This window comes from Actinoplanes rectilineatus, assembly GCF_000962825.1.
In the GTDB taxonomy this organism is placed as follows: Bacteria; Actinomycetota; Actinomycetes; order Mycobacteriales; family Micromonosporaceae; genus Actinoplanes; species Actinoplanes rectilineatus.
Genome location: NZ_JZKF01000087.1, coordinates 1 through 13639, shown reverse-complemented (window position 1 = coordinate 13639; position 13639 = coordinate 1). Strand labels below are relative to the sequence as shown.

General features: G+C 69.9%; 13 protein-coding genes. 5 read left to right on the top strand and 8 right to left on the bottom strand.

What is annotated here, in order from left to right:
• Positions 1-46 precede the first annotated feature (46 nt).
• The 4 genes from WH85_RS38305 to WH85_RS38290 are packed head-to-tail and all read right to left on the bottom strand — an operon-like array spanning position 47 to position 4385.
• Positions 47-1414, bottom strand: coding sequence for an O-antigen ligase family protein (locus WH85_RS38305; RefSeq protein WP_052721106.1), 1368 nt, complete (start codon positions 1412-1414; stop codon positions 47-49).
• A complete protein-coding gene (locus tag WH85_RS38300) occupies positions 1411-2202 on the bottom strand; it encodes a hypothetical protein (RefSeq protein WP_045747046.1) in 792 nt (263 codons plus the stop codon). The genes WH85_RS38305 and WH85_RS38300 overlap by 4 nt, the downstream gene beginning before the upstream one ends.
• 10 nt (positions 2203-2212) lie before the next feature.
• On the bottom strand, positions 2213-3535 hold the full coding sequence (locus WH85_RS38295; protein ID WP_157411476.1) for a hypothetical protein: 1323 nt from the start codon (positions 3533-3535) through the stop codon (positions 2213-2215).
• A 1-nt stretch (position 3536) separates the two neighbouring features.
• Positions 3537-4385, bottom strand: coding sequence for a glycosyltransferase family 2 protein (locus WH85_RS38290; RefSeq protein ID WP_052721105.1), 849 nt, complete (start codon positions 4383-4385; stop codon positions 3537-3539).
• A gap of 327 nt (positions 4386-4712) precedes the next feature.
• Here WH85_RS38290 and WH85_RS38285 point away from each other — a divergent pair, with 327 nt between their 5' ends.
• Positions 4713-5321: a WecB/TagA/CpsF family glycosyltransferase gene (locus WH85_RS38285; RefSeq protein WP_245674269.1), complete on the top strand. Its 609-nt coding sequence runs from the start codon at positions 4713-4715 to the stop codon at positions 5319-5321.
• Positions 5318-6310, top strand: a complete 993-nt coding sequence (locus WH85_RS38280; protein WP_045747043.1) for a glycosyltransferase family 2 protein — start codon at positions 5318-5320, stop codon at positions 6308-6310. The genes WH85_RS38285 and WH85_RS38280 overlap by 4 nt, the downstream gene beginning before the upstream one ends.
• Here the strand turns inward: WH85_RS38280 and WH85_RS38275 are convergent.
• Positions 6307-6720, bottom strand: a complete 414-nt coding sequence (locus tag WH85_RS38275) for a nuclear transport factor 2 family protein (protein ID WP_045747042.1) — start codon at positions 6718-6720, stop codon at positions 6307-6309. The two genes, WH85_RS38280 and WH85_RS38275, sit on opposite strands and share 4 nt — an antisense overlap.
• 138 nt (positions 6721-6858) lie before the next feature.
• On the opposite strand from WH85_RS38275, the gene WH85_RS38270 reads away from it, so the two are divergent.
• On the top strand, positions 6859-7797 hold the full coding sequence (locus WH85_RS38270) for a helix-turn-helix domain-containing protein (RefSeq protein WP_045747041.1): 939 nt from the start codon (positions 6859-6861) through the stop codon (positions 7795-7797).
• Here the strand turns inward: WH85_RS38270 and WH85_RS38265 are convergent.
• The 3 genes from WH85_RS38265 to rfbA all read right to left on the bottom strand — a co-directional run bounded on the left by WH85_RS38265 (position 7726) and on the right by rfbA (position 10942).
• Entirely contained in the window at positions 7726-9213 is a 1488-nt protein-coding gene (locus WH85_RS38265; RefSeq protein ID WP_045747040.1) for a sugar transferase, read from the bottom strand. The genes WH85_RS38270 and WH85_RS38265 overlap by 72 nt on opposite strands.
• A 263-nt stretch (positions 9214-9476) precedes the next feature.
• A complete protein-coding gene (locus WH85_RS38260; protein ID WP_045747039.1) occupies positions 9477-10073 on the bottom strand; it encodes a dTDP-4-dehydrorhamnose 3,5-epimerase family protein in 597 nt (198 codons plus the stop codon).
• On the bottom strand, positions 10070-10942 hold the full coding sequence (gene rfbA, locus WH85_RS38255; RefSeq protein WP_045747038.1) for a glucose-1-phosphate thymidylyltransferase RfbA: 873 nt from the start codon (positions 10940-10942) through the stop codon (positions 10070-10072). The genes WH85_RS38260 and rfbA overlap by 4 nt, the downstream gene beginning before the upstream one ends.
• Before the next feature lie 46 nt (positions 10943-10988).
• Between rfbA and rfbB the strand changes: the two genes are divergently transcribed.
• The gene (rfbB, locus tag WH85_RS38250; protein ID WP_045747037.1) at positions 10989-11966 is read left to right on the top strand and encodes a dTDP-glucose 4,6-dehydratase; all 978 of its coding nucleotides are present in this window, start codon (positions 10989-10991) and stop codon (positions 11964-11966) included.
• On the top strand, positions 11966-12943 hold the full coding sequence (gene rfbD, locus WH85_RS38245) for a dTDP-4-dehydrorhamnose reductase (protein ID WP_083449579.1): 978 nt from the start codon (positions 11966-11968) through the stop codon (positions 12941-12943). Before rfbB ends, rfbD begins: the two co-directional genes overlap by 1 nt.
• The last annotated feature ends 696 nt before the right edge of the window (positions 12944-13639 follow it).

Genomic DNA, 13639 nt, shown 5'->3' with positions numbered 1-13639 from the left:
CACTGTCGTCAGTTCGACACACGCCTATGCCGAACGACGGAACCGCCTATGCCGAACGACGGGAGACGGTCGTCCGCACGATCCGCGCCGGGTGCGTCATCCGCCAGACCGCCCCGGTCAGCCCGATCATCAGGGCCAGCACCATCGCGTACGTGCTGAAGCTCAACGAGTCGAAGAACGCCGCCACCACCAGCGCGATCACCTGCGTGGCGATCAGCGCCGCGCACAGATCCCGGTCCGCGGGCGTGATCGCGCGCCGCATCGACACCGCCGCGAGTCCGATCGCGGTCAGGTGCAGGCCGGCCAACGCGGCGACCCCCACCACCCCGGTGCTCAGCGCCTGCGCCAGCCACTGGTTGTCCAGGAACTGGTACTGCGGCGAGATCCAGGTTCCGGTGCCGCGTCCCCACCACGGGCGCTGGGTGAAGTAGTAGCCGACCATCTCGTACCGTTTGGTGCGCGCGGTGATGCTGGTGTCCTCGCCGGCCCCGGCGAACAGCCCGATCAGGGTGTTGGCGAGCGTCGGTTTCATCACCAGCAGACCGGCGAGCAGGCCGACGCCGACGACGGCCATGTTGTACCGCATCCGCCAGCCCCACACCGGGATCATCACCAGCACGGCCAGGCCGACCGCGACGAACCCGGTGCGCGACACGGTGGCCGGGATCGCGGCCGCCACCACCAGCGCCACCAGCATGAACACCTGGCGGCCCAGCCGAGTCGGCGCGAACCGGGCGAAGTGGATGGCGAACGGCAGCGTCATCGCCATCACGGTGCTGAACTCGATGTAGTGCGTCATGGTGCTGGCGACCCGGATCGCCCCGCCGCGCCACTCGAAGCCCGGTTCCACCCCGTTCGAGGAGAGTCCGGGCACCACGATGTACTGGGTGAAGTCGAAGAAGAAGGCGAACTGCACCAGGCCGAGGAACCCGACGATCCCGGCGCACCACACCAGCGTCTTCAGCACCCCGCGCAGCCGGGCCCAGTTGGGGATGCCGTCGGCACCGGTCAGGATCACCCCGGTGAAGGCGAGCGCGGCCAGGATCGCCCGGTCCGCGCCGTTCGCCTCCATCGCGGACAGGCCGCGCCAGTAGCCGGCGGCGTACGAGATGAGCAGGGCGACCATGTAGATCAGGACCGCCCACCGCAGGGGTTGTGGCCCGCCGACCATCAGCCGGGGGCTGAACCGGACCAGCACCCACCAGCACCACAGGCCGAGGCCGAGCAGCACCGCGGGCCGTCCGACGTCGCTGAGCGCGGGCAGGATCAGCCGGGCCGGAATCAGCATCAGCAGCACGATCAGGATGCTGAGCAGGCCGGCCGCGTCGATCCGGGTGAAGCGCCGCCGGGTCGCGTAGGTGCGGTCGGCGACCAGCGTGGGGTCGAGGTCCGCCGGGTGCAGCGACAGGCTCAAGGGCTCGTGCTCCGGTCGCGGTCCTTCCACGAGGGCGGCAGCACGATGGTGTCCTCGATGCTGGCCACCTTGACCGGTGCCGCACCCGCCGCGGAGACCGGGATCCTGGCGGTCTTCTCGCCCGGGCCCTCGGCGGGTGACGGGGGTTCCGGAGCCGGTTCACCGGACGCGGGACGTTTCCTGCGGTGCCGGATCCAGGCGTCGATCGCCACGGTCAACGCCACGGTGAGCAGCACACCCACGCCGGCGACCGCGATCAGTGCCCGTTTCACCTTCGACGTCGACTCCTCGACGTTGTCCCCCAGGTCCAGCCGCCGCACCGTGATCATCTGCTCGCCGGGAGCGCCGTACTCGTCCTGCAGCGCGGCCACGCTCTCGGTGAATCGCTTGATCAGCTGTTCGGAGGTCTGCGTCGACTGCACCTCGGTGTCGCCGATCACCTCGACGGTCAGGATCGGCAGCTGCGGGTCCTGGGTGATGGTGAAGTCGTCGCTGAACCCGGCGTTCTTGAGCGCCTTCACGTTCCTCTGGTCCTGGGTCGCGATCATGCCGGCCTTGGTCAGCGACGCCAGTCCCAGGTCGAGCCAGGGGTTGCGGGCGCTCGCCTTGGTCTCGTCGGCGGCCTTCGGCGTGATCGCCGGCGGCACCAGCTGCACGTAACTGGTGGCCACGTAGTCCGGTTCGACGCGGGTCGCGACGAACAGGGTGACCGCGACCGCGATCAGCAACGCGGGCACCGAGACGTACCACCGGCGGAACATCAGCTTGGTGAGGTCCCAAAAGTCCACGTCTGCCCTTTCACCGGCTGATCTTGTAGATGTGGTAGGAGTACTCCTCGGCGAACGTATCGATGATGGCACCATTCTCGATGGACACCGTCCGGTCCTCGAAGAGAACGGTCGCGTTCGTCGCGGCGACGCCGCCGGGAAGCGTCAGCCTCTGCTCACCGGTGCCGCCGAACCGGCTCGGCATCGCGAACACGTAGTACGACCCGTCGTGTTCCTTGAGCATGGTGTCCAGCCGCGGGTTGAACCTCCACGCGTACGACTGGGTGTTCAGCACCGGGGCCAGGCCGGTGATCCGCCTGTTCAACTCGGTGACCGCGGGCCGCACCGCCGCGCCGCAGGCGTCCCGCAGCACGTGCTGCGACACGCAGTCGCCACTGAAGTTGTGGTTGAAGTAGAGGATCCCGCGCGCCTCGTGGATCAGTGAATTGACCACCGCGCCGGCGATCTGGTCCCGTGTGATCGTCGGCGCGGTGGCATCCTCGAACGGCCTGCCCACCTCGACGAACGCGTAGATCGGCTGGCGTTTGCCATCCCGAGCGTCAAGCTCGCGCATCCGGTCCATGGTCAGGCCGTAATTGGCGGAACGCCGGCAGGCGTTCTCCGGGACACCGATCGCCGGGCCCTCGGAGGCCGAGTAGCAGACGTTCGGGTCGGTGTACCAGTACACGTCGTTGGAGACGACGGTGGTCCAGTCGTTGACGAACCGGCCGGCCGCGTCGTCGCCCTGCCAGAACACGACGCCCTTGCCGAAGTTCGCATACCGCATCCGGCCGTCGCCGGTGGGCAGCTCGGCGGAGAGGCGTTTCATCACGTCGAAGCCGCAGTCGTACTGCCCGGAGGTGCACGGATGACCCTCGCCGGGATACTTGCCGGTCCAGGTGCCGGTCCCGGCGCCGCCCCACATGTCGACCTCGTCGTTGATGATCCAGGCGGTGGTCTCGTCGCCGGAATCGGCGCGTGCGTCGCCGGTCATCGCGTGCATGCCGTTGCGCTCGATCAGGTCGAGGTCGGAGTCCTTGGTCAGCATCACGTAGGTGTTGAGGCCGACCGCCTTGTCCCTGTCGAGCTCCTCCTGGGTGTAGACGCCCTCGTACCAGACACCGATCGGGAAGAAGTCCGGATCGTCCCAGTCCTTCGCCTTGGCGAAGCGCGAGTAGTAGGACGGTCCGCCTTCCCACGCCACCCGTCCCAGTTCCGACATCTCCGAAATTTCAATAGAAGGAGATTCAAAAACGTTGTCGGGTACGTCCGAAGCCCGCGACTGCACGAAGAAAGTCCCCGACGCGACCACCGCGACCCCGGCCACCAGCACCGGAATGATCCTCTTGTCCACGTCAGTCCCTCGGCGACCGCTGCGCCGGGATGCGTCCCCACCCGGACCGCACGTCCCAGGAAGCCGACCGCCGGCGGCGTTCGGCCAGCAGCACCACGGCCACGTAGACCACCGCCGCCGGGCCGAGCCACGGCCGCCGCAGCACCACGTCACGCAGCCACGACGTGGCGTCCGGCTCCGGCGCGACGAGCGCGACCCCCGCGGGGGCCGACTGCCGGAACCGCTGGAACTCCGCGTTGCCGTCCCGCGCCCGCGCGACCCGCCGGACCAGCTCGTCGAGCGTCCGCGGTGCCACCACCCGCACCGGCACCCCGATCTCGGCCTTCTCCCCCGGGGCCACCACGGCGTCCAGGAACATGTCGTCCGCCGTCAGGTCGGGGAACCCGGCGAACCGGGACCGGGCCCGCGTGCTCACCGCGATCACCCCGCGCCCGAACAGCCGCCCCCGGAAGACCGGCAGGCGGGAGTTGATCGCGTAGAAGGCCCGCACCGGCCAGGTGCTCCCGGAGGTGTCGACGGCCGGGCGCGGCACCGCCGCCTCGATCCCCGGCTCGGCCACCGCCGCGGCCAGGTCCCGCAGCAGCGCCGGGCGGGCCGGCACGTCGGCGTCGAGATAGATCCGCACGTCGCCGGTGGCGACCGCGTCGGCCGCGTTGAGCGCCGCGGTCTTGGACGCCGCGGCGACCTCCACGACCCGCGCCCCGCAGGCGCGGGCGACCTCCGCGGTCCGGTCGGTGCAGCCGTTGGCGGCCACGACGATCTCCAGGTCAGCGTCCTCCGTCAATGCGTTCACGGCGGCGGCGATGCCCGCCTCCTCGTTGAAAGCCGGGATGATGACGCTAATTCGCACGTCGTGATGCTTTCGCGGGAGCAAGGCCGGGACAACCGGTCGAAAGGACGAGGAAGTATCGCTTTGTTGACAGGCTTCGCGGCCGATAGTGCCCTTGTCCACATCGGATCGCACGCTAAGTTGCAAGATGTGAAGGCGTCTCGGGAGAAGCCTGCCCAGCAGCGAAATCGCATCCTACTTGCCGGTGTCCACTTTGATCGCATCACCGAACCCGAGGTAATTGATCAAGTGACGGGCAGCTGGCGGGCGGGTAACGGCGGGCAAATCATCACCCCCAATGTGGACATTCTGCATCGAGTGGTGCGAGATGCTGATTCACGCCGTCATGTGACATCGTCGTCAATCGTTGTCGCGGACGGAAAGCCACTGGTCTGGGCGAGCCGGATCGCCGGCACTCCCCTGCCGGCCCGGGTCGCCGGCTCCGACCTGATCTGGAGCCTCTCCGCGGCCGCCGCCGGTGCCGGGCGTTCCGTCTTCCTGCTGGGAGGCGAGCCCGGCACCGCCACGCGGGCCGACCACGCGCTGCGCGCCCGCTTCCCCGGCATCCGGATCGCCGGCCACCTGAGCCCGCCGTTCGGCTTCGACACCGACCCCGGCGGGTTCCAGCAGGTCTGCGACACGGTCACCGCGGCCGCCCCGGACCTGGTCTTCGTCGGCCTCGGCTTCCCGAAACAGGAGCGGGTCATCGCCCGGCTGCGCCCGCTGCTCCCGCAGACCTGGTTCCTGGGCTGCGGCGCGGCGATCGGCTTCGTCGCCGGCGTGCACTCGCGGGCCCCCGGCTGGATGCAGCGCACCGGCCTCGAGTGGGTGCACCGCCTCGCCGGAGAACCTCGCCGGCTGATGCGCCGCTACCTGATCGACGACGCCCCGTTCGCGCTGCGCCTGCTCGCCGGCAGCGCCCTCGACCGTCTCCACACCCGAAAGGCCACCCCGTGACCCGCCCCGACATCTCGGTCGTCATCGTCTCGTACAACACCAGCGAGCTCACCCGCCGCTGCCTGCGGGAGCTCGACGCGAGTCGTACCCCCGATGTCGCCTTCGACGTGACAGTGGTCGACAACGCGTCGGCCGACGGATCGGCGGACGCCATCGCCGGCGAGTTCCCGGGCGTGCGCCTGATCCGGCTGCCGGAGAACGTCGGGTGGGGCCGCGCGATCAACCGCGGCGCGGTCGCCACCGACGGCACCCACCTGCTGTTCCTCAACCCGGACACGGCGCCGGTCGGCAACCCGGTCGCCGAACTGGGCCGGTTCGCCCGCAAGCACTCGCGGCACGGCCTCTACACCGGCCGCACGCTGCACCCCGACGGCACCGACGACATGTTCTGCGCCTGGGGTCTGCCCACCCTGCGGGGATACCTCGGATTCGCGACCGGCCTGTCGACGCTCTTCCCGCGCAGCGCGCTGACCAACCCCGAGGGCCTTCCCGGGTACGATCGGCGCAGCGTGCGCGTGGTCCCCGCGGTGTCCGGCTGCTGCATGCTGATCCAGCGCAAACTCTTCGAACGCCTGGGCGGCTTCGACCCGCAGTTCTTCCTGTACAGCGACGACATCGACCTCTGCACCCGGGCGGCCGAGCTGGGCGCACGCCCGGTCGTCGTCCCGCAGGCCACCGTGATCCACGTGGGGGGCGCGTCCTCCAGTTCCTCCGGCCAGCGGCTGAAGATCCTGCGCGGCAAGTCCACGTACGTCCGGCGGCACTGGACCCCGTGGCGGGCCCGCACCGCCATCACCCTGATGGCGGCCGGCGTCGCCCTCCGCGCCGTCGGGCAGGCCCTCCGCGGCCGGGGCCGCGACCGCGCCGTCGACTGGCCGTCGATCTGGCGCGACCGCGACGTGTGGTCGCAGGGCTGGCCGCCGGTCGACGAGCCGCGCCCGCCGCTGTCGCCCCTGACCGCCCAGAGCCTCCTGCCGGGCAGCCGCTAGACGCTCGCCCGGCCGTAGAACGCGGCCAGCTCGTGCGGGTTCTTCGTGTAGACGTCGATCTTGCGGATCGTGCCGTCCACGACCTGGTGGATCTCGACCATGGTCAACGGGAACTGCTCACGGGTGGTGTGGGCGGTGAGCGTCCCGGTCAGCGTGCCGACCACACCGGCCGGGCCCTCGAACACGTCGGCGGCGGTGATGGCGACCTCGGCGTACCCCATCATCGCGCCCAGGATCGACTGCACGAACACGTCGCGTCCCCGGTGCACACCGCCGTAGGGGAGCTGCGCCGGCTCGTCGACGATCACGTCCGGGTCGAGCCGCTCCAGCAGGCCCGGCACGTCGCCCTGGGCCAGCGCGCCGTACAGCTCACGGACGACATCGGCGGGGCTTGCGATCTGGTTACTCATGGTGAAGTGCCTTTCGTCGGGCCCCGGTGATCGGGACAGGCACCATGCAACGGCAACCGGCGGCGACCGGGGAGCCTCTGCCACGAGGGGTACTGGCAGGGACCCCCCACCCGCGCGGGGCGCGCCTATTCTTTGATCATGGACAACCGGGACGCGGCCAGTGCCTTCCTCCGTTCCCGGCGTGACCGGGTCACCCCCGAGCGGGCGGGTCTGCCGGTCTACGGCCGGCGGCAGGTGCCCGGGCTGCGCCGGGGTGAGGTGGCCACGCTGGCCGGGGTGAGCGTCGAGTACTACACGCGCCTGGAACGCGGCAACCTGCAGGGCGTCTCGGACAGCGTGCTGGACGCCCTCGCCCGGGCGCTGCGGCTGGACGCCACCGAGCGGATGTACCTGTACGACCTGGCCCGCGCCGCCGGCCCGGGCGCCAGGAGACAGGCCGGTCAGCGGGCGGCCCGGCCGGCGGTACGGCCGAGCGTGGCCCGGATCGTCGACGGCATGCCGGGGATGGCCGCCTACGTGATGAACAACCGCCTCGACATGCTGGTCGCGAACCCGCTGGGCCGGGCCCTCTACGCGGAGATGTTCGCCGACCCGGCCTGCGGGGCGAACGTCGCCCGGTTCGGGTTCCTGCACCCCGCTGCCCGGCGGTTCTTCACCGACTGGGACCTGATGGCCCGGTTCGCGGTGGGCGCGCTGCGCGTCGAGGCGGCCCGCAACCCGTACGACCGGGACCTGTCGAACCTCATCGGTGAGCTGTCCACCCGCAGCGACGTGTTCCGCGTGCTCTGGGGATCGCAGGACGTGCACGTCTTCCGGGAGAGCACCAAACGCCTCACCCATCCCCTGGTCGGCGACCTGGAACTCGACCAGGAGACGATGACCCTGCCGGACGACAGCGGCCTGCAGCTGTGCGTCTACAGCGCGGCCCCCGGTACCGCCGCCGACGACAGCCTGAAACTGCTCGCCAGCTGGTCCGCCCCGGCGGCTCCCGCCGCCCCGGCCGCCTCAGTACGCCCCGGAGCTGCGGACGACGGCGCTCGCGGTGCGGGCCAGGATCGCGAGGTCCATGGCGAGTGACCAGTTCTCCACATAGGTGAGGTCGAGCCGGATCGACTCCTCCCAGCTCAGGTCGGAGCGTCCGGACACCTGCCACAGGCCGGTCAGTCCGGGTTTGACCACCAGCCGGCGCAGCATGTCCGACGGATAACCGGCCACCTCGCGGGCCAGTGGCGGCCGTGGGCCGACCAGTGACATGTCGCCCTTCAGCACGTTGACCAGCTGCGGCAGTTCGTCGAGGGAGAACCGGCGCAGCCACTGGCCGACCGGTGTGACCCGCGGGTCCTTGCGCATCTTGAACAGTTCGCCGTCGGTCTCGTTGAGGTTGCGCAGTTCGGTCAGCCGGGCCTCGGCGTTGACGACCATGGTGCGGAACTTGTAGAGCGTGAACGGCCGTCCGTCCTTGCCCACCCGTTCCTGGCGGAAGATCACCTGTCCGCCGCCCAGTGCGACCAGTGTCGCGACCACGGCCAGCAGCGGTGAGCTGAGGGTCAGCAGGATCAGTGCGCCGATCCGGTCGAAGGCCGCTTTGATCAGGCGGGCGCTGCCCTTGAGCCGGGGATGTTCGACGTGCAGCATCGGCAGGCCGTCGACCGGTCGGATGGTGGTACGGTCCCCGGCGACGTCGACCAGGGTGCTGGCGACGATCAGGTCGATGTCGTCGCGCTCGAGTTCCCACGCGAGGCGGCGCAGGGCGGCGCCGTCGATCTCCGGGCAGGAGAGCACCACCACGGTGTCCGCGCCGGAGCGCCCGACGGCGGTGCCGACCGTGTCGAAGGTGCCGTAGACCGGGGGCATGCCCGGAACGAAATCGGTCCGGCCGGGCCCGGGCGGCAGGCACGCGCCGATCACCCCGAGGCCGTGGTACCGCTCCCGGCGCAACCTGCGGGTCATGTCCGCGACGGCGTTCTCGTGGCCCACCAGAATGACCCGCTGGAGGCGGTTGCCGCTCGCCCAGGAACGGTGCAGGCGCTGCCGGAACACATATCGCGCCCCGATGCCGACGGCGACGGCCAGCGGCATCGCGATGAGCACGTATCCCCGCGCCAAACGCAGGTCGAACCCGAAGGAAACAATAGCGATGAGAGCGGTGAGCGCCAATCCGGCACGAAATACCCGGGCATACTCGTCGGTTCCGACGAACAGGTGCCGCGGCTCGTAGGCGCGATTCACGGCGAGGCACGCCATCCACGCGACCGGGAACAGGAACGTGAGGAGCAGGTAGCCCGGCAGGTGGGGTCCCGCCCCTGCGGGTCCGAAGCGCAGGATCAGCGCCCAGGACGCGGCGGAGAAGCCGACCGTGAAATCGAGCAGGTAGAGGGTCAGGGAGTACCGGCTCTGCCAGCCGATACGGGTCCCGGGTGCCCGGTTGGGTTCCTTGAGTCGCTGTGCCGCTTCGCTGAGGTCGACCGTCGAGACGGAGTCGATCGTCTGCACGCCTGTGCCCCCACAGTATTTGCTGCGATCAATGCGTTTGTCCGTTTTAACCGACATGACGGACCATGATCCCGTCGCAGAAACACGCGGGACATGAAACAGAGTGCACACGCTCCCACACGGACCGCTACAGCTTTCCGATCGACAGGAATGACGATTCGGTGGATGGGGGCCTCAGTTGACTGTCCTCATCGGACAGCAGTCTTTATCGTGCCTGTTGGCGGGCGGTCAACAGGCCAGGAGTCACGATTGACTGTCGCCAATCAGACGAATTTGCTTTCGACATAACTGTTGCAGGCCTCGAAACTCGGCAGCAGGCCCGCCGCGCGCGCCTGCGCCAGCGTCGGGGCCGACTCATCCTTCCCGGACAGCAGCGGCACCGCCGCCGGCCAGGTGATACCCAGCTCCGGATCGAGCGGATGGATGCCGTGCTCGTGGCCGGGACGGTAGGTCGACGAGCACAGGTACGCCACCGTCGCCCCCTCGGTCAGCGCGCAGAAGGCGTGCCCCAGCCCCTCGGCCAGATACACCGCCCGCCGGTCGGTGTCGTCGAGCGTCACCGCCTCCCACAGGCCGAACGTGGGCGAGCCGACCCGGATGTCCACCACCACGTCGAGCACCGCGCCGCTCACACACGTCACGTACTTCGCCTGACCGGGCGGCACGTCGGCGAAGTGCACACCGCGCACCACGTCCCGGGCCGAGGTGGACAGGTTCGCCTGCGCCAGGTCGAGCGGATGGCCGACGGCCGCGGCCAGATGGTCGAAGCGGTACCACTCCAGGAACGAGCCCCGGGCGTCACCGTGCTGCACCGGGGTGACCTCGAAGGAACCGGCGATGCCGAGCGGACGGATCTTCATCGCAGGCCACCGTCCAGCAGGCGCAGCAGGTAGTCCCCGTAACCGCTCTTGCGCAACGGTCCGGCCAGGTCACGCAGGTGCTCGTCGCCGATCAGGCCGAGCCGCCAGACCGCCTCCTCGACACAGCCGATCTTCAAGCCCTGCCGCTCCTCGATCACCCGCACGTATTCCGAGGCCTGCACCATCGACTGGAACGTCCCGGTGTCCAGCCACACCGTGCCCCGGTCCAGGACGGTCACGCCGAGCCGGCCCTGCCGCCGATACTCCTCGTTCACCGCGGTGATCTCCAGTTCGCCGCGCGCGCTGGGCTCCAGCTTCTCCACGATCCGCACCACGTCGGCGTCGTAGAAGTACAGGCCCGGGACGACATAGGTGGACTTCGGCCGCTCCGGCTTCTCCTCGATCGACAGCACCCGGCCGCCGGCGTCGAACTCGACCACGCCGTACCGCTCCGGGTCGGCCACCGGGTACGCGAACACCCGGCCACCGGCCGGCTCCCGGAACCGGGACAACTGCCGGCCCAGACCCGTACCGTGGAAGATGTTGTCGCCCAGGATCAGCGCGACCGGCTCGTCCCCGATGAACTCCGCACCGATCCGGAACGCCTGCGCGATGCCCTCCGGGCGGGGCTGCGACGCGTACTCCAGACGCAGGCCGAGGCGGCTCCCGTCGCCCAGCAGGCGCTGGAACTGCGGCTGGTCCTCCGGTGTCGTGATCACCAGGATCTCCCTGATCCCGGCGGATATCAGCGTGGTCAGCGGATAGTAGATCATCGGCTTGTCGAAAATCGGCATGAGCTGTTTCGACATGGCCATCGTGATCGGCCACAGTCGCGAGCCGGTGCCACCGGCGAGCAGGATTCCACGCACCAGAGGAGACTAAACAGATCACGACGTTCGTCTACACTCGACACCCGTGCGGATTTTCGTGACCGGCGGCGCCGGCTTCATCGGTTCAGCCTACGTCCGGGCTCTCCTGCAGGACGAATACCCCGGCGCGCCCGGGGCCGACGTGACCGTTCTGGATCTGTTGTCCTATTCCGGGAATCGCGCGAACCTTCCCGCGGAGAATTCTCGGCTGACCTTCGTCGAAGGCGACATATCCGATGCGGGATTACTCCGGGAGATCCTCCCGGGACATGACGCGATAGTCCATTTCGCGGCGGAATCGCACGTCGACCGGTCGATTGCCGGGGCCGTCCCCTTCGTCGCCACCAACGTCCTCGGCACCCAGGTCCTCCTGGACGCCGCCCGCGACGTCGGCGTCCCCCGCTTCGTGCACGTCTCCACCGACGAGGTCTACGGCTCCATCGCCGACGGCTCGTGGACCGAGTCGTGGCCGCTCTCGCCCAACTCGCCGTACGCGGCCTCCAAAGCCGGCTCCGACCTGCTCGCCCTCGCCGCCCACCGCACCCACGGCATGGACGTCGTCGTCACCCGGTGCTCCAACAACTACGGCCCGCACCAGTTCCCGGAGAAGGTCATCCCGCTCTTCGTCACCAACCTGCTGGACGGCAAGCCGGTCCCGCTCTACGGCGACGGCGGCAACATCCGCGACTGGCTGCACGTCGACGACCACTGCCGCGGCATCCAGCTCGTCCTGGAGAAGGGCGCGGCCGGCGAGGTCTACCACATCGGCGGCGGCACCGAGCTGAGCAACAAGGAGCTGACCGGGCGTCTCCTGGAGGCGTGCGGCGCGGGCTGGGAGATGGTCCGCCCGGTCGGCGACCGCCTGGGTCACGACCGGCGCTACTCCCTCGACATTTCCAAGATCAAGACCATGTTGGGGTACGCGCCGCGGGTCCCGCTGGAACAGGGACTCGCCGGCACCGTCCAGTGGTACCGCGACAACCGCCCGTGGTGGGAACCGCTGAAGGCCCGGGCCGGCCTCTGATGCGCTGGCTGATCACCGGCGCGGACGGGATGCTGGGCCGCGACCTCCACGCAGTCCTCGGCTCCCCCACTCCCACATCCGCCACCTCCACGTCCGTCACTCCCACGTCCGTCACTCCCACATCCCCCACTCCCACATCCGCCGCCCCCACATCCGCCACTCCCACATCCGCCGCCCCCACATCCGCCACCTCCACGGACACCCGGCTCGAGGTGATCGCGACGACGCGGGCCGAATTGGACATCACCGACCCCGCAGCCGTCCGCGACGCCGTCGCCGGAGCGGACGTCGTGTTCAACACGGCCGCCTGGACCGACGTGGACGGCGCCGAGACCTCCCCCGGGGCTGCCGCCGCGGTCAACGCCGAAGCCGTCCGGGTCCTCGCCGCCGCGGCCGGCCCCCGCCTGATCCACTTCTCCACCGACTACGTCTTCGACGGCACCGCCACCAGCCCGTACGCCGAGGACACGCCCTACGCGCCGGTCAACGCGTACGGCAGGACGAAAGCGGCGGGTGAGCGGGCGGTCCTGGCCGCCGGCGGGTACGTGATCCGCACCGCCTGGCTCTACGGCGCACACGGACCGAACTTCGTCCGCACCATGCTCCGCCTAGCCGCCGAGCGCGACACCCTGACCGTGGTCAACGACCAGCAGGGGCAGCCCACCTGGTCCTACGCCCTCGCCCAGCAGTCGGTGGCGCTGGCACACGCCGCCCTGGCCGATCGCGCCCCCGCCGGCGCCTATCACGGCACGGCCGCCGGGTCGACCACGTGGCACGGGCTGGCCCAGGCGGTCTTCACCGAAGCGGGCCTCGACCCGGCCCGCATCCTCCCGACGACCAGCGACCGGTTCCCACGGCCGGCTCCCCGCCCGTCCTACAGCGTGCTGGGTCACGACCGCTGGTCGACCACGCCGGTGTCGCCGCTCCCGCACTGGCGAACCATGCTCAAGGAGGCCTTCCCCACCCTCCACCCCTGACCCTCGACGCCCCAGACCCCACCCAGCCGTATACGACGGTCGAACCCATACCCCGAGCCAGCCACGCCCGACGGCTCAGCCCCACCAGCCGTGCTCTACGGCTCCACCCAGACGCCAACTCAGGCCTGGACGACGGCTCAGCCCCACCAGCCGTGCTCTACGGCTCCACCCAGACGCCAACCCAGCCCTGGACGACGGCCCAGACCAACCAGCCGTCCCCCACGGCTCCTTCCGGACGCCAACCCAGCCCTGGACGACGGCCCAGACCAACCAGCCGTCCCCCACGGCTCCTTCCGGACGCCAACTCAGCCCTGGACGACGGCCGGGACGAGCCCAATACCACTTAAACGGAAGTTGATCATGAACGTGACCGTCGACTCGGCTGCGGATGCGATCACGCCTGACGGGCGCCGCCTCCGGTCGCCTCGTGCATCGGCGCCGTTCAGCCACTCGCCCCCCCAAGCCGTCGCCGAGATCGGAAGAGGCCGAGTGGCGTTCCGAGCACCCCGGCCGTCGCCCACGGTCCATCCGAGATCCGAAAACAACCGCGGGAGCCGGCCGGAGTAGCCGAAGCGACCACAGGCAACGGCCGCGGCAACCGAAGCGACCACAGGCGACGGCCGGGTGCCCCCGAGCCGTCGCCGACGGCTGATTCCCACCCTCCTGAACAGCCGCAGCCGACGGCCCGACCGACCC

Bases quoted from the DNA above. Each gene is read 5' to 3' on its own strand.
- WH85_RS38275 (WP_045747042.1), bottom strand. From the start codon at position 6,720: ATGAGTAACCAGATCGCAAGCCCCGCCGATGTCGTCCGTGAGCTGTAC.
- WH85_RS38270 (WP_045747041.1), top strand. From the start codon at position 6,859: ATGGACAACCGGGACGCGGCCAGTGCCTTCCTCCGTTCCCGGCGTGAC.
- WH85_RS38260 (WP_045747039.1), bottom strand. From the start codon at position 10,073: ATGAAGATCCGTCCGCTCGGCATCGCCGGTTCCTTCGAGGTCACCCCG.
- rfbD (WP_083449579.1), top strand. From the start codon at position 11,966: ATGCGCTGGCTGATCACCGGCGCGGACGGGATGCTGGGCCGCGACCTC.